The following is a 17849-nucleotide window of genomic DNA, read 5'->3' on the forward strand; positions in this document are numbered from 1 at the left end:
CGAGCCTTCCATGGCATGGGGACCTCCGGCGAAAGTTCGCCCAAAGTGTTCACCATGTCCTCGCACACCTGTTCACCATGTCCCCGGTCTATACATGCGCAAAAAGAAAGTAGGTGCGCCGCCGGGCGCACATCCCGGCTCCCGCCCTTCAAGCAAGCAAATGGATCGATAGGCCGAGCGCCCTCGGCACTCAGTACCGAGGCTGAAATTGCGCAATGGCCTCACGCGCCGCAGCATCCAGCGCAAACCCCGTCCCAAACCGCTGCGCCAACTCATCCGCCCGCGCAAGAAACGCCTCCACCCCGGTTCCATAGATGAACTGCATCGCCCCCCCAGTCCAAGCCGGAAACCCGATCCCGAAGATCGACCCGATGTTCGCATCGTGCACGCTCGTGAGCACCCCCTCCGCCAGACAGCGCACCGTCTCCACCGCCTGGCGGTACAGCAAGCGGTCCTGGATATCCTGCACGCCCAAGGCGTCGGTAGCGTCAGCAGGGCGCCCGAACAGCGAGGCCAACTGGGGCCACAACTGCTTCTTGCCGCCTGCAGGGTAGTCGTAGAACCCGCCCCCACCCGCACGCCCGGGGCGCTTGAGCTCCTTGACCATGCGCTCCACGAGCAATTCGCCGGGCGTGGCGAGGTAGGTGCGCCCTTCAGCCGCATAATCCGCACGCGTCTGGTCGAGCACATGCACGCTCAGCGTCAGCGCCGTTTCGTCAAGCACGGCGAGCGGCCCCACGGGCATGCCGGCCTGCATGGCCGCGTTCTCGATCAGCGCGGCGGGCACGCCTTCGCCGAGCAGGGCGGCGCCCTCCATCACATAGGTGCCGAAGGTGCGGCTGGTGTAGAAACCGCGCGAGTCGTTGACCACGATGGGCACCTTGCCCAGGGCCTGCACATAGTCAAACGCGCGCGCCACGGTCTCGTCGTCCGTGGCCTGGCCGCGGATGATCTCCACCAGCTTCATCTTGTCCACCGGGCTGAAGAAGTGGATGCCGACAAACTTCTCGGGCCGGCGGCTGGCCTGGGCCAGGCCGCTGATCGGCAGGGTGGAGGTGTTGCTGGCAAAGAAGCCGCCCTCGGCCAACTGGGGCTCGGCCTCGCGCGTCACGGCTGCCTTGAGCTCGCGGTTCTCGAACACGGCCTCGATCACCAGGTCGCAGCCGGCCAGGTCGGCAGCATCGGCCGTGGCTTGGATCCTGCCGAGCAGCGTCTGCTGCGCGGCCGGCTCCATGCGGCCCTTGTCCACGCGCGCCTGGGCGAGCTTGGCGCTGTAGGCCTTGCCGGCCTCGGCCTTCTCCTGGCTTACATCCTTGAGCACGGTGGCGATGCCCTTGCTGGCCTGGGCCCAGGCGATGCCTGCACCCATCATGCCGGCGCCCAGGATGCCGACCTTCTGTGGCTTGTAGCGCGGAGAGTTGCCGGGGCGTGACTGGCCGCTCTTGATCGCGTTCATGTCGAAGAAGAACGTGTTGATCATGTTGCGCGCCACCGGGCCGGTCATCAGGCGGGCCAGGTAGCGGCTTTCGATGCGCAGCGCCGTGTCGTAGTCGACGATGGCGCCTTCGACCATGGTGGCCAGAATCGCCTCGGGGGCCGGGTAGCGGCCGCGCGTGGTCTTCTTGAGCATGGCGGGCGCCACGCTCAGCGCACCGGCCACCTTGGGATTGGCGGTCGTGCCGCCGGGCATCTTGTGGTTCTTGTCGTCCCAGGGCTGCACCGAATGCGGGTGGGTGGCGATGCGCGCCAGCGCGGCGGGCAACAGTTGCTCGGGCGTGGCCACCAGCTCGTGCACCAGCTGCAGCTCCAGCGCCTCGCGCGGGTTGAACAGCTGGCCTTCGAGCAGGTAGGGCTGGGCGCCCATCAGGCCGAGCAGGCGCGTCATCTTGGTGATGCCGGTGGCGCCAGGCATCAGGCCCAGGGTCACTTCGGGCAGGCCGAACTGGATGCGCGGGTTGTCCACGGCGATGCGGTAGTGGCCGATCAGCGCCACCTCCCAGCCGCCACCAAGCGCCGTGCCGTTGAGGCAGCTGACCACCGGGATGCCCAGGGTCTCCAGCGTGCGAAAGTGCTGCTTCATGCGCTCGATCTCGCCAAAGGCGGTTGGCGCATCGGTCGGCGTGAGCCGCATGGTGGCCTTGAGGTCGGCGCCCGCGAAGAAGCTGGTCTTGGCCGATGCCAGCACCACGCCCTTGAGCTGGGCGCGGTCGGCCACGACACGCGCCGTGGCTTCGCCCAGGTCGGCCTGCCACTGGCGGCACATGGTGTTGACGCTGGAGTCGGGCTCGTCGAAGGTGATGCGCGCGACCTTGCCATCGGCGGCGTCCAGGAGTTCGTAGCGAATGGTCTGCATGGTGGGGTCCTTCCTAGACACGTTCGACGATGGTGGCGATGCCCATGCCGCCGCCCACGCACAGCGTGGCCAGGCCGTAGCGCAACTGCCGGCGGTGCAGTTCGTCGATCAGCGTGCCCAGGATCATGGCGCCCGTGGCGCCCAGGGGGTGGCCCATGGCAATGGCGCCGCCGTTGACGTTGACCTTCTCGTGCGGCACACCCAGCTCGCGCATGAAGCGCATGGGCACGGCGGCAAAGGCCTCGTTAACCTCGAACAGGTCGATCTGGTCGATGGACAGCCCGGCCTTGGCCAGCGCCTTGCGCGCGGCCGGCATGGGACCGGTGAGCATGATGGTCGGGTCGGCCCCGCTCAGCGCCGTGGCCACGACGCGCGCGCGCGGTGTGAGGCCGTGGGCCGCTGCGGCCGCCTCGTTGCCGATCAGCACGGCCGCTGCACCGTCGACGATGCCCGAGGCGTTGCCCGCGTGGTGCACGTGGTGGATGCGCTCCACCTGCGGGTAGCGCTGCAGTGCCACGGCGTCGAAGCCCATGCCGCCCAGTTGCTCGAACGAGGGCTTGAGCGCGGCCAGGCCTTCCAGCGTGGTCTGCGGCTTGATGAACTCGTCTTCCTCCAGGATGGGCAGGCCCAGGAAGTCCTGCACGGGAACGACCGACTGCTTGAAATAGCCGGCCGCGCGCGCTGCGGCGGCGCGGCGCTGGGATTCGACCGCATAGGCGTCGACATCGGAGCGCGTGAAGCCGTCCAGCGTGGCGATCAGGTCCGCACCGATGCCCTGGGGTACGAACAGCGTGGCCGAGTTGGTGTCCGGGTCCTGCGCCCAGGCGCCGCCGTCCGAGCCGATGGGCACGCGGCTCATGCTTTCCACACCGCCGGCCACCACCAGGTCTTCCCAGCCCGAGCGCACCTTCTGTGCCGCCAGGTTGACCGCCTCCAGGCCCGAGGCGCAGAAGCGGTTGACCTGTACGCCCGAGGCGCGGAAATCCCAGCCCGCCTTGAGCGCCGCCACCTTGGGCAGCACCGAACCCTGTTCGCCCACGGGCGAGACGATGCCCATGACGATGTCGTCCACCGCGGCAGTGTCGAAGCGGTGGCGGCGCTGCAGCTCGGCCAGCAGGCCGGTGAGCAGGCTGATGGGCTTGACCTCGTGCAGGCTGCCGTCCTTCTTGCCCTTGCCCCGCGGCGTGCGGATGGCATCGAACACATAGGCTTGTGTCATGGCGTGTCTCCAGTTATCGCCGCAGTATAGGGCGCGATGGCTTTATACAGAGCATTTGCTTTGTATAAATGGTGACAGCTGGAGTGGCAGAGGGAGCGGCCCCCTTGGAACACGAACGGCGTGATCGGCCGCCGAGGAGGAGGAGGGACCCCTGGGGCGCGGCGCCCGGCTTCAGAACTTGTAGCGCAGGCCCACGGTGGCCATGTCGGCGGGCGCGGTATCGTCCGCGAAATGCAGGCGGTGGCGCTCCCATTCCAGCACGGCGGCGATATTGGGCGTGAAGCCCCAGCTGGCGCCCACGCCGAAGGACAGGCCCATGCCGCTGTTGCGGCCGGCGCGCACGCCATAGACAGGCTCGGCCGAGGTGAAGGTCCGGCTGTAGGTGGTGCCGGCCTTGGCGAACAGCTCCAGGCGGTCGCCGATCGGGGCGCGCCCCACCAGGCTCAGGTTGAGGCCCCGGGCCTTGGTTCTTCCGTCCAGCCGGTAGGCGCGGCCGAAATCGAGGTAGCCGATCTCGACGCCGAAGTTCCGGTGGAAATAGCCGCCGGCGCTGAGTTTCCAGGCCGTGTCGCTCTCGTCATAGGCCAGTCCGGCCGGGCCGGGGTAGAGGTCGTAGCGGGAACGCCCACCCGAGAGGCCGGCATAGCCGGATTGGGTCCACGGCAGGAGCGACCGGGAAGACGAGGACGGGGACGCATCCGCCGGTGCCTGCGCTCGCGCCACGCCGCAGAGCACGCCGAAGAGGGCGCCGCCCAGGGCGGCGATGAGCCAGGGGGAAGCGCTACTGCGGCGTGCGTACCTCATGGGAGTCTCCTCGGGTGGTGGGACACGGTGTCGGCGCCCGCGGGCGCGGTCCGCCTGATTCCCAATGTAGGAGGCGGCTGTGTAACAGTATGTGGGATGGGGGCCGCGGCTTTTGTAGGAATCGGCCTGCAGGGAATTGCGCGGGCGCCGCGCTATCCTTTAGCCTGAGAACAACCGCATCCTGGGCGCGCCTGCGTGTCCGCGGCCGGCCGCTTCCTGATCGCTCCCAACCTCCAGAACATGGCAAAAACCCTTTCCGAATCCCTGCAACGCCTGGCGCGCGACGCCATCGAGTACGACGACGCGCGCTCCGGCTTCTTTCTGGAGCACCACCTGGCGCTGGCCGCGGGCGCGGGCTTGGCCGTGTCCGCGCTGATGGCGCCCAGCCGCAGCGCGGCGGCCGTGCGCGGCATTGCAGCCGGGGTGTTGCTGGTGCGCGGCCTCAGCGGCCGCGATGGCGTGCGCGACTGGCTGCAGGTGCGCAGCACCGCCCCGGCCCCGCGCAAGCTCAGCCCCGAGGAAATCCGCGAGACCTGGCTGCTCTGACAGGGGCTACTTCCCCAGCCCCATGGCGCGGGTGATCACTTCCTTCATGATCTCGTTGGTGCCGCCGTAGATGCGCTGCACCCGGGCATCGGCATAGGCGCGGGTGATGGGGTATTCCCACATGTAGCCGTAGCCGCCGTGCAGCTGCAGGCATTCGTCCATCACCTTGCACTGCAGGTCGGTCGTCCAGTACTTGGCCATGCTGGCGGTGGCCGTGTCGAGCCGGTCGGCCGCCACCAGCTCGCAGCATTTGTCCACAAAGACGCGCGCCACCTGCACCTCGGTCTGCAACTCGGCCAGGGTGTAGCGGGTGTTCTGGTAGCTGGCCACGGGCTGGCCGAAGACCTTGCGCTGCTTGACGTAGTCCACCGTCCAGTCGATGGCCGCCTGGGCCGCCGCCACGGCACTGATGGCGATCTGCATGCGCTCCCAGGGCAGTTGCTCCATCAGGCAGATGAAGCCGCGCCCCTCCATGGCAGGGCCGCCGAGCAGGTTCTCGGCCGGTACCTTCACGTCGGTGAAAAACAGCTCGGAGGTGTCCTGCGCCTTCATGCCCAGCTTTTTCAGGCGCTGGCCCTTCTCGAAGCCCGGCATGCCGCGCTCCACCAGCAGCAGGCTGGTGCCCTTGGCGCCGGCCGCCGGGTCGGTCTTGGCCACCACGATCACCAGGTCCGCATGCCAGCCGTTGGTGATGAAGGTCTTGCTGCCGTTGAGCACATAGTGCGAACCGTCGGCACTTTTCACGGCCGTGGCTTTGATGCCCTGCAGATCGCTGCCGGCCGCCGGCTCGCTCATGGCGATGGCGCCCACCATGGCGCCGTTGGCCAACTGTGGCAGGTAGCGGCGCTTTTGCTCCTCGCTGCCGTAGTGCAGGATGTAGGGGGCCACGATCTCGCTGTGCAGCCCGAAACCCAGGCCGGTGAAGCCCGCGTGTGCGATGGCCTCCATCTGCGCCACCGAATACAGCCGGTCGGCGCCCGCGCCGCCGTATTCCTCGGGCAGGCTCATGCACAGAAAACCGTTTTCGCCGGCCTTGCTCCACACGGCGCGGTCCACATAGCCCTGTTCCTCCCAGGCCGCATGGTGGGGTGCTACCTCCTTGTCGAGAAAGCGTGCAAAGCTCTCGGCAAAGGCCTGGTGGTCGGCGTTGAAGAGGGTGCGTTCGATCATGGTGTTCGTCTCCGGTGTAATTTTGCAAAGCGGATGCTTTTCAAAATTCTGCCACGGAGCGGCGCCAACAAAAAGGCCGCCCCTGGGGCGGCCTGGCAGGCGAGCGTGCCGGCGGCCTACTTGACGTAGTCCGACACCACCTTCCACTTGCTGTCCTGGATCTGCGACAGGCGCGACAGGTCGCTGCCCAGGCGTTTCTGTGGGCTGAAGCTGGCTTCGGCGCTGCCGAACATGTCGGGCGGAATGACCATGGTGTCCATGGCCTTGATGAAGCTGTCGGTGGTCAGAGCGGTGCCGGCCTTCTGCGCGGCACGGATGAAGGCATCGATGGCGTTGTAGCCGTAGACCGAGAACACGGTGGGGTCTTCGTTGAACTTGGTCTTGTACTTGGTGGCCCAGAAGCGGATGGGCTGCGAGGCCTCGTCCAGGTAGGGGTGCTGCACCGTCATGGTGGCGTACAGGCCGTCCATGGGCTTGCCGCCCAGCTTGTGGATCAGGTCGGTGTAGGCCGCGCTCGAACCGAGGAAGGTGGGGTTGAAGCCGGTCTTGCGTGCCTCGCCGATGGTGCCGATGGTCTCGCGGATGATGGTCCCCAGGACCACGAAGTCGCAGTCGGCCGCCTTCATCTTGGCCACCTGCGACGAGAAGTCGGTGGCGCCGCGCTTGTACGAGGTCCTCTCGGTGAAGTCCATGCCCATGGTCTTCAGCGCCGCCTCGCCGCCGCGCATCACCTCCAGGCCGAACTCGTCGTCCTGGTAGATGGTGCAGATCTTCTTGGCACCCTTTTCCTTGATGAGCTTGGGCGCGGCCAGGCGGATCTGGTCGTAGTAGGTCGCGGCAAACGAGTACTTGAGCTTGTGGAAGGGCTCGTACATCTCGCGCGCGGCCGTCACCGGGAAGAAGTTGATCACGTTCTTGCTGAACTGCACCGGCATGGCCGCGAGGTTCTGCGCCGTGCCGATGTGCGCCACCATCATGAAGATCTTGTCCTGGTTGACGAGCTTTTGCGCCGCCAGCACCGCCTTCTTGGGGTCGTAGCCCGAGTCTTCCACCTTGAGGTCGAGCTTGCGGCCGTTGACGCCGCCCTGCTCGTTGGCCTCGTCCACGCGCAGCATCATGCCCAGGCGCACCTGTTTGCCAAAGCCCGCCAGCGGCCCCGACAGGTCCTGGATGGAGCCCAGCGTGATGCTGTCCTTGGCCACGCCCTGCGTCTGGGCCTGCGCGGCGGCGCCGGCCATGGCCACGGTGGCCAGCGCGGCAATGTGATGAAGTCTCATGGCTCGTCTCCTTGGATGGATCAGTCGTTATAGAACGATGCCCGGCCCCGGGCACCAGCACTTTCCCTATGGGTGGCGCTCGGCCTCTTACCGGTACATGGCCTCGATCTGGGCTGCGTATTTCTGCTGCACGAGCTTGCGCTTGAGCTTCATGGTCGGGGTCAGTTCCTCGTCTTCGGCCGAGAGCTGGGTGTCGAGCAGGAAGAACTTCTTGATCTGCTCCACGCGCGCGAAGCGGGTGTTCACCCGGTCCACCTCGGCCTGGATCAGCGCCTGCACCTCGGGCGCACGCGTGAGGCTGGCGTAGTTGGAAAACGGCACGTCGTGGTCCTGCGCGTACTTCTCCACGTTCTCCTGGTCGATCATGATGATCACCGTGAGGTAGGGGCGCGCATCGCCAATCACCACGGCGTCGGTCACGTAGGGGCTGAACTTGAGCTCGTTCTCCAGCTCGCTCGGGGTGATGTTCTTGCCGCCGGCCGTGATGATGATGTCCTTCATGCGGTCGGTGATGCGCAGGTAGCCGTCGGCATCGATCACGCCCACGTCGCCCGTGTGCAGCCAGCCGTCGGGGGAGATGGTCTCGGCCGTCTTCTCGGGCAGGTTCAGGTAACCCTTGAAGACATTCGGGCCGCGCACCTGGATCTCGCCCGTGTCCGGGTCCACGCGCACCTCGTTGTAGCTCGCGGCCGGGCCGATGGAGCCCGGCTTGATGCGGCTGGCCGGCACGCCCGTGGCGGCGCCGCAGGTCTCGGTCATGCCCCACACTTCCAGCATGGGCACGCCCAGGGCCAGGTACCACTTGACCAGGTCCGGAGAGATGGGCGCCGCCCCGGTGACCAGAAAGCGCGCGCGGTGGATGCCGATGAGCTTGCGCACATTGTCCAGCGCGAGCCAGCGCGCCAGCTGGAACTGCAGCTTCTGCCCGGCGCCCACGGGCTGCCCGGCCAGCACCTGCTCGGCAATGCGCGTGCCCACGCCGATGGACCAGGCGTACGCGGCCTGCTGCAGCTTGGTGGATTCCTTGAGCGCGATCATCACGCCCGAATAGAACTTCTCCCATACGCGTGGCACGGCGGTGAACACCGTGGGCGCGATCTCGCGCACGTTCTCGGGCACGGTGTCGGGGTTCTCGACGAAGTTCAGGCGCGAACCGGTGTACAGCGAGAAGTACTCGCCCCCCATGCGCTCGGCGATGTGGCACAGCGGCAGGAAGCACATGGCCTCGTCGTCCTCGGTGCGCGAGATCAGCGTGTTGTAGCCGCGCACGGTATAGGCCAGGGCCGCATGGGTGTGCATGGCGCCCTTGGGCTTGCCCGTGGTACCCGAGGTGTAGACCAGGATGGCCACGTCCTCGGGCCGGCAGCCCTGCACGCGGCGCTCCAGCTCGCCGGCGTGCTGGGCGTTCCAGCCCCGGCCCAGCTCGCGCAGCGCGGCCAGGCTGATGACGCCAGGGTCCGAGAGGCCGCGCAGGCCTTCCATGTCGAAGACCACGATCTTGCGCAGCAGCGGCAGCCCGCTGCGCACCTCCAGCGCCTTGTCCAGCTGCTCGTCGTCCTCGACGAAGAGCACCGTGGTGCGCGAGTCCTCGCACAGGTAGTGCACCTGGCTGGCCGCATCGGTGGGGTAGATGCCGTTGGAGACGCCGCCGCAGCTCAGCACGGCCAGGTCGGCCAGCACCCATTCGATGTTGGTGCTCGACAGCACGGACGCGCAGTCGCCTGGCGCAAAGCCCAGCGCCATCAGGCCCCCCGCGATCTCGCGCACGGCATCGGCGGTCTGGTTCCAGGTCCAGCTCTTCCAGATGCCCAGCTCCTTCTGGCGCAGCCAGACCTTGGGGCCGCGCTGGGCTACGCCGTTCCAGAACATCGCGGCCAGGGTGTCGCCCGCGAGCACGTCGGTGCCGGCCGGCTGGATATGTGCAAGGTCCCACAGGTTGGACATGGCCGTCACCTCCAGTTCTTCTTTTTCTTCCAGCGCCGCTCGCCGCGCACGCCGGCATCCTTCATGCCCAGGTAGAACTCCTTGATGTCGTCCTTCTCGCGCAGGCGCTCGCAGCTGTCTTCCATCACGATGCGGCCGTTCTCCAGCACGTAGCCGTAGTCCGATGCGTTGAGCGCCATGTTGGCGTTCTGCTCCACCAGCAGGATGGTGGTGCCGCGCTCGCGGTTGATGCGCACCACGATCTCGAAGATCTCCTTGGTGAGCTTGGGCGACAGGCCCAGGCTGGGCTCGTCGAGCAGGATCAGTTCGGGGCTGGCCATGAGGGCGCGCGAGATCGCCAGCATCTGCTGCTGTCCGCCCGAGAGCAGGCCCGCGTCCTGCGCGGCGCGCTCCTTGAGGATGGGAAAGTAGCCGTACACCGCCTCCAGGTCGCGTGCCACGGCATCGGCATCGCTGCGCGTGTAGGCGCCCATGAGCAGGTTGTCGCGCACCGAGAGCAGGGCGAACACCTCGCGCCCCTCGGGCACATGCACCAGGCCCCGGCGCACGATGGCGGCCGGGTCGTTGGCCGTGATGTTGGCGCCCTGGAACTCGATGGAGCCGCGGCGCGGGTCAATGATGCCCGAGATGGTCTTGAGGATGGTGGTCTTGCCCGCGCCGTTGCTGCCCAGCACGGCCGCGATCTCGCCGCGCTGCACCTGCAGGCTCACGCCGCGGATGGCCTTGATCGGGCCGTAGGCACTCTCCACGTTCTGCAGGCGCAGCAGCGGCGTGCCGTCTGCGCTGCCGATGCCGGTAGGTCCAGGGAAGGGTATGACGGTCATCGGGCCATCCTTGCCGGTGCGCTGCCCGCCGGGCGGCGCAGGTTGCTCACGTCGTCGATGGTGCCCAGGTAGGCTTCGATCACGCCAGGGTGCGATTGCACCTCGCGCGGCGTGCCCATGGCCACCACCTCGCCCTGGTTCATGGCCAGCACGCGGTCGGATACCTTGGACACCAGCGACATGTCGTGCTCCACCATGAGCACGGTGATGCCCAGCTCGTGCTGGATGTCCTGGATCCAGAACGCCATGTCGTCGGTCTCCTCCACATTCAGTCCCGAGGAGGGCTCGTCCAGCAGCAGCAGCCGGGGCTCGGTGCACAGTGCGCGGGCCAACTCGACCACCTTGCGCACGCCGTAGGGCAGGCCGGCCACCAGGGTGTCGCGGTAGTGCTGCAGGTCCAGGAAGTCGATGATCTCCTCGGCTTTCTCGCGTGCCCGCACCTCGGCATCGCGCACGCGGCGCGTGAACAGCATGTCGGCCCACAGCCCGGTCTCGCGGCGCGTGTGGCGGCCGATCAGCAGGTTGTGCAGCACGCTGGCATGCTCGAACAGCTCGATGTTCTGGAAGGTGCGTGCAATGCCCAGGCCGGCCACCTTGTGAGGCGGCTGGTCGGTCAGCGGCAGCATGCCATTGGGGCCGGCGTAGGCGATGGTGCCGGCGGTGGGCGTGTAGATGCGGCTGATGAGGTTGAACACCGTGGTCTTGCCCGCGCCGTTGGGCCCGATCAGGGTGAACACCTCACCGCGGCGCACCTCGAAGCCCACGTTGTTCACGGCCAGCACGCCGCCGAAGCGCACGCTGAGGTTCTGGGCGCTGAGCAGGATGTCGTCGGTCATTTCAGCCTATCGGACTTCTGGAAGGACTTCTGCCGCTTGAACAGGCCCTTGCGGTAGAACGGGAACAGCTGCAGCCAGGTGCGCACCTTGAGCCAGCGGCCGTACAGGCCCATGGGCTCGAACAGCACGAAGAGGATGAGCACGGCGCCATAGACCACGGCCTGCAGCCCTGGCGCCTGGCCGATGGCGGCCGGCAGCCAGTCCTTGCCCAGCGAGATCAGCTGCGGCATCGAGATCAGGAAGATGGCGCCCAGGAAGGCCCCATGCACCGAGCCCAGGCCACCGATCACGATCATCAGCAGGAGGTCGATGGACTGCAGGATGTTGAACTGGTCGGGCGAGATGAACTGCAGCTTGTGCGCATACAGCGCGCCGCCGATGCCGGCCAGCGCCGCCGAGAGCGAGAACGACAGCGTCTTGTAGCGCGCCAGGTGGATGCCCATGCTCTGCGCCGAGATCTCCGAATCGCGGATCGCCACAAAGGCCCGGCCCGTGGGCGAGCGCAGCAGGTTCAGGATGGCCAGGGTGCTGACCACGGCAATCACGAGGCACAGGAAGTAGAAGGACTCGGTGGACTCGAACTTGAAGCCCAGCATCTCGGGCGGCACCAGGTGCTTGCCCGAGTTGCCGCCGGTCACCGACTCCCAGCGCGCGAACACCTCCTCCACGATGAAGCCGAAGGACAGCGTGGCCATGCCCAGGTAGATGCCCTTCACGCGCAGCGCCGGCAGGCCCACGATCACGCCCACGGCGGCCGACAGGCCCGCCGCGCAGGCCAGCGACAGCGCGAACGGCCAGCCCATGCCCGTGAGCACCGCCTGCGTGTAGGCCCCCACGCCCAGAAAGGCTGCATGCCCCAGCGAGAACAGTCCTGTGAAGCCCGCCAGCAGCATCAGCCCCAGGCCGACGATGGAATAGATGAGCACGAAGGTCAGCTGCGCCAGCCAGTACTCGGGCGCGACCCAGGGCGCCGCCAGCAGGGCCAGGCACAGCAGCCCGTACCAGAACACATGCCCGCCATGCTTGGCCAGCCGGATGTCCTGCTCGTAGGAGGTCTTGAAGAGAAAGCGCATGGGGTCAGACTTTCTTTCTCAGCTTCTCGCCGAACAGTCCATTCGGTTTGACCATCAGCATGATCAGCACCACGATGTAGGCGGCCGTGTCCTTGAACCCGTCGGGCAGGTAAAAGCCCGAGAACGATTCCACGATGCCGATCACCAGGCCGCCCACGATGGCACCGGGCAGGCTGCCGAAGCCACCCACCACGGCGGCCGGAAAGGCCTTGAGCCCGATCAGCCCCATGTTGGCGTGCACGAAAGTGATGGGGGCCAGCAGCAGCCCGGCCACGGCCGCCACGGCGGCGGCCAGGCCCCAGGCCAGGCCGTTCAGGCGCTGCACCGGGATGCCCATGTAGTAGGCGGCCAACTGGTTCTGCGACGAGGCCTGCATGGCAATGCCCAGCTTGCTGTAGCGGAACAGCGCGAACAGCAGCGCGCACAGCATGCCGGTGGCGCCGATCACGGCCAGTTGCTCGGCATTGAGCACCAGCGCGCCGAGCTTGAACGACAGGTCCTTGTAGGGCACGGGCAGGGTGTGCGTCTCGGTGCCGATGGCCGGGATCATGGTCACCAGGCCGCGCAGCACATAGCCGATGCCAATGGTCAGCATGACGATGGAAAAGGCCGGCTGGCCCAGGATGGGGCGGATCACCATGCGCTCGAGCAGCGTGCCGAACAGGCCCATGGCCGCGATGCTGGCCAGCACCGCCACCCAGAAGGGAAAGCCGAGCACCGTCATCAGCGCCAGGCCGCAGAAGGCGCCCAGCATCATGAGCTCGCCCTGCGCGAAGCTCACGGTTTCCGTGGCCTTGTAGATGAGCACGAAGCCGAGCGCGATGAGGCCGTAGATGCACCCCTGGGCGACTCCGCTGATCAACAGTTGCACGAATTGCACCCTGGCCCTCCAGAATATTTATGCAAAGCAGTTGCTTTGCATAAATAATGGTGCCTGTGCCCGGAGGCTGTCGCACTCGGGGCTAACCCTCGGATCCCTTGCAGGATCTGACAGGTAGCAAGTTCCATATTGACCGCTTGCCACGCCCTGCGCAATAAGGGTTGTGTCCTATGCGGAGCCTGGAGAAGCCCATGTCCATCGAGGTGCAGAAACACGACCGTGTCACGCTGGTGACATTGAACCGCCCCGGCGTCCGCAACGCCGTGGACGCCGCCACGGCCCAGGCGTTGCATGCGGCTTTTCTCGAGTTCGAGCGTGACGAGGGCGCCGACGTGGCCGTGTTCCATGGCGCAGGCGGGCACTTCTGCGCGGGCTGGGACCTGCAGTCCGGTGCGCGGCTGCAGGCCGAGGGCGTGGCGCCCGAGGCGCTGGCGCAGTCGCTGGACTTCAGCGCCGAGAGCACCGACCCGCCCGGTCCCATGGGGCCGAGCCGCCTGCAACTGGGCAAGCCGGTGATCGCCGCCATCAGCGGTGCGGCCGTCGCGGGTGGCATGGAGCTGGCCCTGTGGTGCGATCTGCGTGTGATGGAGGAGGACGCCTACTTCGGCGTGTACTGCCGGCGCTTCGGCGTGCCGTTGATCGACGGTGGCACGGTGCGCCTGCCGCGCCTCATCGGGCTGTCGCGGGCGCTCGATCTGATCCTCACGGGCCGCAAGGTCGAGGCGCCCGAGGCCCTGCACATGGGGCTGTGCAACCGGGTCGTGCCGCCGGGCGAGGCGCTGGCGGCGGCCCTGGCGCTGGCCCGCGAGATCGCGGCCTTCCCGCAGGCCACACTGCGGGCCGACCGGGCGAGCGCAATCGCGCAGGAGGGCTTGCCGCTGGCCGGGGCCCTGCTGCAGGAGTGGCAGGGCGGACGCGCCTGCCTGGCCGATGCCTTGCAGGGCGCCGCGCGCTTCACCGCAGGCCAGGGGCGGCATGGCAGGTTTTGAAAGAAAATGGGTGCAAATGCCCATGCTGATGGCACAGGCTGCTATCAGATGAAGAGCGCACGGGGACACAGAACAGGAGCACCATGAGCAAGACCAGCAGCGCAGCGCCACAGGCCTTCGAGCCCGAATTCGTGGCCGGCCTGAAATCCATCTTCGAGGAAAAGATCGTCTTCAACCAGGTGCTGGGCCTGAAGATCACCAGCCTGCATCCCGAGCGGGTGGAAGGGCGCATCGACATGAAGCCCGATCTGGTGGGCCACTATGCCTACAACCGTGTGCACGGCGGCGTGATCAGCGCCGGGCTCGATGCCATGGGCGGCCTGGCCGTGATGGCCGCCATCGGGGGGCGCCACATGGACGAAGCACCCGAGCAGCGCCTGCACCGCTTTGCCAAGCTCGGTACCATCGACCTGCGCATCGACTACCTGCGCCCGGGCATCGGCAGCCACTTCACGCTGCATGCCGAGGTGCTGCGCCTGGGCTCGCGCGTGGCCACCACGCGCATGGAGTTCCGGGGGCCTGGCGGGGAGATCATGTCGGCCGGTGCAGCGGCTTACATCGTGTCGTGAAGTGAACACCCTCTGAGTCGCTTCGCGCCTTCACCCCTCTCTCGACTCGCTTCGCGATTCGGGGAGGGACGCCCCAGCGCAAGCGCTGGATACGCCGCTTTCGCGGCGGGGCGGCCTTTGCGCGGGGGCACAGGCTTGGGCCGTGCCAGTTTCATGCGTCGTGGGTGGTGCACACCGCAATGAATAACTGATCGGAATCGGGGCAGGGCAGTGTTTGAGAAATATGTAATGCGACGGATGTGAGTGCCCGCAAACATTGCAAGCGCATGCTACGGGTGAACCGTTTGGTTACCGTTCTTGCGCAATGCGCGCATCCATCTCGTAGGTGCACTCCTACGATGAACGCTCTTTTCAAGGAGTACCGATGGCCGTGCAAAACCCCTTCTTTGGCAAGCGTGAACCCGAATCGTTCCAGCCCCGCCACAGTCCTTCCGCCCCGAGCGGCCTGAACAGCGCGGCGAGCAATTCCCTCTCCGGCGGTGGCCTGGGCACTGCGGCCCCGGCCAGCCCTGCGCCCGCCAAGGCGGCCTCGGATTCCACCGGCAGCAAGCTCACGGTGGGCCCCAACATCAAGCTCAAGGGTGTGGAGATCACCGACTGCGACACGCTCGTGGTCGAGGGCACGGTGGAGGCGACGATGGATTCGCGCGTGATCCAGATCTCCGAGCATGGCGCCTTCCGCGGTTCGGCCGAGATCGACATTGCCGAGATCCACGGGGAATTCAACGGCACGCTCACCGTGCGCCAGAAGCTCGTAATCTACAGCAGCGGCAAGGTCAACGGCAAGATCCGCTACGGCAAGCTCGTGGTGGAAGAGGGGGGCCAACTGGCCGGTGAAATCGAATCCGGCATCGGCTCGGGCAGCGCCTCCTCGGCGCTGCGCAGCACGGCCCAGCCGGTGCGCGCCGAACCCACGGCCATGGCGGCCTGACGCCGGGCTCAGCCGCCCGCCTTGGGCATGGGCGGCACCGGGCGCGGGCGGCCCTCGCTGTCGATGGCCACGTAGGTCAGCCGCGCCTCCGTCACCTTCACATAGCGCCCCTGGTCGGCAAAGCGCTCGGCGTACACCTCCACCTGCACGGTGATGGAGGTCCGGCCCACGCGCGTCACGGACGAGAAGAACGACAGGATGTCGCCCACGCGCACGGGCTGCTTGAAGATGAATTCGTTGACCGCCACGGTCGCCATGCGGCCCTGCATATAGCGGGCCGGCAGCACGGAGCCGGCGAGGTCGACCTGCGCCATGACCCAGCCGCCGAAGATGTCGCCATTGCCATTGGTGTCCGCCGGCATGGGGATCACCTTGAGCACCAGTTCCTTGTCGGTGGGCAATTGGGCGGCGGGTGGGCTGAAAATCTCGGACATGGGCACAATCTCGGTTGGGGCTGGCACGGATGCTGGGGGACACCGCGGGTGGACTCCAGGGCGGGCCCCGGAAAAAACCGCCCTGGCGCCAGCCGGGTCGGTAAAAACAACAACCGGAATTGTCCCCCATGCGCCACCACGGCGAATCTACCCCTTCGGCGACGCCGGTATCGGCCGCCCCCCCTTCCGACTGGGCCACCATCGGCCGCCTGCTGCCCTACCTGTGGCAATACAAATGGCGCGTGGTTGCGGCCATCGTCTTCATGGTGGGCGCCAAGATGGCCAACGTGGGCGTGCCGGTGCTGCTCAAGACCCTGGTCGATGCCATGGACCTGAAGCTGGGCGAGCCTGCCGCCCTGCTCGTGGTGCCCGTGGGGCTGCTGCTGGCCTACGGGGGGCTGCGCCTGTCCACATCCATCTTCAGCGAGCTGCGCGAGCTGGTGTTTGCCAAGGCCACGCAGGGTGCGGCGCGCTCGATCGCGCTGCAGACCTTCGAGCACCTGCACGCCTTGAGCCTGCGCTTCCACCTGGAGCGCCAGACGGGCGGCATGACGCGCGACATCGAGCGCGGCGTGCGCGGCATCGAGTCGCTGATCTCCTTCACGCTGTTCAACGTGGTCGCCACCTTGGTCGAGGTGGTGCTGGTGCTCACCGTGCTGGCCGTCAAGTTCGACGCCTGGTTTGCCTGGATCACGCTGGCGGCCCTGGCTGTCTACATCCTGTTCACGGTGCTGGTGACCGAGTGGCGCACCCAGTTCCGGCGTGAGGCCAACGAGTTCGATTCGGCGGCGCACACCAAGGCGGTCGATTCGCTGCTCAACTACGAAACCGTCAAGTACTTCAACAACGAAGGCTTCGAGGCGCGGCGCTACGACGAGAGCCTGGAGCGGCTGCGCCGTGCGCGCCTCAAGAGCCAGACCACGCTGTCCATGCTCAACGCAGGGCAGCAGCTCATCATCGCCATCGGCCTGGTGGCCATGCTCTGGCGTGCCACGCAGGGCGTGGTCGACGGGCGCATGACGCTTGGTGACCTGGTCATGGTCAACGCCTTCATGATCCAGCTGTACATCCCGCTCAACTTCCTCGGGGTGATCTACCGCGAGATCAAGCAGAGCCTGACCGACCTGGACAAGATGTTCGTTCTGATGGACAAGCAGCGCGAGGTGGCCGACGCCCCGGGCGCCCAGCCGCTCACGGGCCTGGACCACCCCACGGTGCGCTTCGAGAACGTGCACTTCGCCTACGACGCATCGCGCAACGCCGAAGGCGTGGCCAATGGCCGCCCCATCCTGCAGGGCGTGAGCTTCGAGATCCCGGCGGGCAAGACGGTGGCCGTGGTCGGGCCCTCGGGCTCGGGCAAGTCCACGCTGGCGCGGCTGCTCTACCGCTTCTACGACATCCAGCAGGGGCGCATCACCATTGCCGGGCAGGAGCTGCGCGAGGTCACCCAGGCCAGCGTGCGCCAGGCCATCGGCATCGTGCCGCAGGACACCGTGCTCTTCAACGACACCGTGGCCTACAACATCGCCTATGGCCGCACCGGCGCCAGCCAGGCCGAGGTGGAGGCCGCCGCGCGCTCGGCGCGCATCCACGACTTCATTGCCGCCACACCCACGGGCTATGCCACCATGGTGGGCGAGCGCGGGCTCAAGCTCTCGGGCGGCGAAAAGCAGCGCGTGGCGATTGCCCGCACCCTGCTCAAGGACCCGCCCATCCTGATCTTCGACGAGGCCACGTCGGCGCTTGATTCGGCCAACGAGCGTGCCATCCAGTCCGAGTTGCAGAGCGCGGCCCAGAACAAGACCACGCTGCTCATCGCGCACCGCCTGTCCACCGTGGTCGAAGCGCACGAGATCCTCGTGATGGATGCTGGCCGCATCATCGAGCGCGGCACCCATGCCGAGCTGCTGGCCCAGCGCGGACGCTACGCCAGCATGTGGGCTCTGCAGCAGAGCGATGGGGCGGCATGAAGCTTGCCTCACTCCCCCATTCTTGATTGA

Annotated in this window: 16 protein-coding genes; 5 read left to right on the top strand and 11 right to left on the bottom strand. The window is 67.0% G+C overall.

The annotated features are described in order from the left end of the window. Positions 1-190: 190 nt before the first annotated feature. The 3 genes from HNP48_RS17590 to HNP48_RS17600 form a co-directional block, all read right to left on the bottom strand. The gene (locus tag HNP48_RS17590) at positions 191-2353 is read right to left on the bottom strand and encodes a 3-hydroxyacyl-CoA dehydrogenase NAD-binding domain-containing protein (RefSeq protein ID WP_184859332.1); all 2163 of its coding nucleotides are present in this window, start codon (positions 2351-2353) and stop codon (positions 191-193) included. A gap of 13 nt (positions 2354-2366) precedes the next feature. Next, the gene (locus HNP48_RS17595) at positions 2367-3572 is read right to left on the bottom strand and encodes an acetyl-CoA C-acetyltransferase (RefSeq protein WP_184859334.1); all 1206 of its coding nucleotides are present in this window, start codon (positions 3570-3572) and stop codon (positions 2367-2369) included. Between the two features lie 171 nt (positions 3573-3743). Then, complete coding sequence (locus HNP48_RS17600; RefSeq protein WP_184859336.1) at positions 3744-4376, bottom strand: outer membrane beta-barrel protein; 633 nt, start codon at positions 4374-4376, stop codon at positions 3744-3746. Positions 4377-4616: 240 nt separating this feature from the next. Here HNP48_RS17600 and HNP48_RS17605 point away from each other — a divergent pair, with 240 nt between their 5' ends. Next, the gene (locus HNP48_RS17605) at positions 4617-4922 is read left to right on the top strand and encodes a hypothetical protein (RefSeq protein WP_184859338.1); all 306 of its coding nucleotides are present in this window, start codon (positions 4617-4619) and stop codon (positions 4920-4922) included. Between the two features lie 6 nt (positions 4923-4928). On the opposite strand, the gene HNP48_RS17610 is transcribed toward HNP48_RS17605, so the two are convergent. The 7 genes from HNP48_RS17610 to HNP48_RS17640 form a co-directional block, all read right to left on the bottom strand. Beyond that, a complete protein-coding gene (locus tag HNP48_RS17610; RefSeq protein WP_184859340.1) occupies positions 4929-6092 on the bottom strand; it encodes an acyl-CoA dehydrogenase family protein in 1164 nt (387 codons plus the stop codon). 116 nt (positions 6093-6208) lie between these two features. Then, the gene (locus HNP48_RS17615; protein ID WP_184859342.1) at positions 6209-7369 is read right to left on the bottom strand and encodes an ABC transporter substrate-binding protein; all 1161 of its coding nucleotides are present in this window, start codon (positions 7367-7369) and stop codon (positions 6209-6211) included. An 87-nt stretch (positions 7370-7456) separates the two neighbouring features. Beyond that, positions 7457-9313, bottom strand: coding sequence for a long-chain fatty acid--CoA ligase (locus HNP48_RS17620; protein WP_184859344.1), 1857 nt, complete (start codon positions 9311-9313; stop codon positions 7457-7459). 5 nt (positions 9314-9318) lie between these two features. Then, the gene (locus tag HNP48_RS17625) at positions 9319-10137 is read right to left on the bottom strand and encodes an ABC transporter ATP-binding protein (RefSeq protein ID WP_184859346.1); all 819 of its coding nucleotides are present in this window, start codon (positions 10135-10137) and stop codon (positions 9319-9321) included. After that, positions 10134-10973: an ABC transporter ATP-binding protein gene (locus HNP48_RS17630; protein ID WP_184859348.1), complete on the bottom strand. Its 840-nt coding sequence runs from the start codon at positions 10971-10973 to the stop codon at positions 10134-10136. Before HNP48_RS17630 ends, HNP48_RS17625 begins: the two co-directional genes overlap by 4 nt. Beyond that, the gene (locus HNP48_RS17635; RefSeq protein WP_184859350.1) at positions 10970-12046 is read right to left on the bottom strand and encodes a branched-chain amino acid ABC transporter permease; all 1077 of its coding nucleotides are present in this window, start codon (positions 12044-12046) and stop codon (positions 10970-10972) included. The genes HNP48_RS17630 and HNP48_RS17635 overlap by 4 nt, the downstream gene beginning before the upstream one ends. A 4-nt stretch (positions 12047-12050) precedes the next feature. Continuing rightward, the gene (locus HNP48_RS17640) at positions 12051-12926 is read right to left on the bottom strand and encodes a branched-chain amino acid ABC transporter permease (RefSeq protein WP_184859352.1); all 876 of its coding nucleotides are present in this window, start codon (positions 12924-12926) and stop codon (positions 12051-12053) included. Positions 12927-13117: 191 nt separating this feature from the next. On the opposite strand from HNP48_RS17640, the gene HNP48_RS17645 reads away from it, so the two are divergent. The 3 genes from HNP48_RS17645 to HNP48_RS17655 all read left to right on the top strand — a co-directional run bounded on the left by HNP48_RS17645 (position 13118) and on the right by HNP48_RS17655 (position 15415). Next, entirely contained in the window at positions 13118-13915 is a 798-nt protein-coding gene (locus HNP48_RS17645) for a crotonase/enoyl-CoA hydratase family protein (protein ID WP_184859354.1), read from the top strand. 83 nt (positions 13916-13998) lie between these two features. Next, positions 13999-14484: a thioesterase family protein gene (locus HNP48_RS17650; RefSeq protein WP_184859356.1), complete on the top strand. Its 486-nt coding sequence runs from the start codon at positions 13999-14001 to the stop codon at positions 14482-14484. 364 nt (positions 14485-14848) lie between these two features. Next, entirely contained in the window at positions 14849-15415 is a 567-nt protein-coding gene (locus HNP48_RS17655) for a polymer-forming cytoskeletal protein (RefSeq protein ID WP_184859358.1), read from the top strand. Positions 15416-15423: 8 nt separating this feature from the next. Here the strand turns inward: HNP48_RS17655 and HNP48_RS17660 are convergent, their stop codons facing one another. After that, positions 15424-15849 carry an acyl-CoA thioesterase gene (locus HNP48_RS17660; RefSeq protein WP_184859360.1) on the bottom strand — a complete coding sequence of 142 codons (426 nt, stop codon included), beginning with the start codon at positions 15847-15849 and terminating at the stop codon, positions 15424-15426. A gap of 128 nt (positions 15850-15977) precedes the next feature. Between HNP48_RS17660 and HNP48_RS17665 the strand changes: the two genes are divergently transcribed. After that, positions 15978-17819, top strand: a complete 1842-nt coding sequence (locus tag HNP48_RS17665) for an ABC transporter ATP-binding protein/permease (protein WP_184859362.1) — start codon at positions 15978-15980, stop codon at positions 17817-17819. Positions 17820-17849: the final 30 nt, after the last annotated feature.

This window comes from Acidovorax soli (genome assembly GCF_014207955.1).
GTDB classification, from domain to species: Bacteria; Pseudomonadota; Gammaproteobacteria; order Burkholderiales; family Burkholderiaceae_C; genus Acidovorax; species Acidovorax soli_A.

Coding starts and splice junctions, on each gene's coding strand:
- HNP48_RS17590 (WP_184859332.1), bottom strand. CDS start 2,353: ATGCAGACCATTCGCTACGAACTCCTGGACGCCGCCGATGGCAAGGTC.
- HNP48_RS17595 (WP_184859334.1), bottom strand. CDS start 3,572: ATGACACAAGCCTATGTGTTCGATGCCATCCGCACGCCGCGGGGCAAG.
- HNP48_RS17600 (WP_184859336.1), bottom strand. CDS start 4,376: ATGAGGTACGCACGCCGCAGTAGCGCTTCCCCCTGGCTCATCGCCGCC.
- HNP48_RS17605 (WP_184859338.1), top strand. CDS start 4,617: ATGGCAAAAACCCTTTCCGAATCCCTGCAACGCCTGGCGCGCGACGCC.
- HNP48_RS17610 (WP_184859340.1), bottom strand. CDS start 6,092: ATGATCGAACGCACCCTCTTCAACGCCGACCACCAGGCCTTTGCCGAG.
- HNP48_RS17615 (WP_184859342.1), bottom strand. CDS start 7,369: ATGAGACTTCATCACATTGCCGCGCTGGCCACCGTGGCCATGGCCGGC.
- HNP48_RS17620 (WP_184859344.1), bottom strand. CDS start 9,313: ATGTCCAACCTGTGGGACCTTGCACATATCCAGCCGGCCGGCACCGAC.
- HNP48_RS17625 (WP_184859346.1), bottom strand. CDS start 10,137: ATGACCGTCATACCCTTCCCTGGACCTACCGGCATCGGCAGCGCAGAC.
- HNP48_RS17630 (WP_184859348.1), bottom strand. CDS start 10,973: ATGACCGACGACATCCTGCTCAGCGCCCAGAACCTCAGCGTGCGCTTC.
- HNP48_RS17635 (WP_184859350.1), bottom strand. CDS start 12,046: ATGCGCTTTCTCTTCAAGACCTCCTACGAGCAGGACATCCGGCTGGCC.
- HNP48_RS17645 (WP_184859354.1), top strand. CDS start 13,118: ATGTCCATCGAGGTGCAGAAACACGACCGTGTCACGCTGGTGACATTG.
- HNP48_RS17650 (WP_184859356.1), top strand. CDS start 13,999: ATGAGCAAGACCAGCAGCGCAGCGCCACAGGCCTTCGAGCCCGAATTC.
- HNP48_RS17655 (WP_184859358.1), top strand. CDS start 14,849: ATGGCCGTGCAAAACCCCTTCTTTGGCAAGCGTGAACCCGAATCGTTC.
- HNP48_RS17660 (WP_184859360.1), bottom strand. CDS start 15,849: ATGTCCGAGATTTTCAGCCCACCCGCCGCCCAATTGCCCACCGACAAG.
- HNP48_RS17665 (WP_184859362.1), top strand. CDS start 15,978: ATGCGCCACCACGGCGAATCTACCCCTTCGGCGACGCCGGTATCGGCC.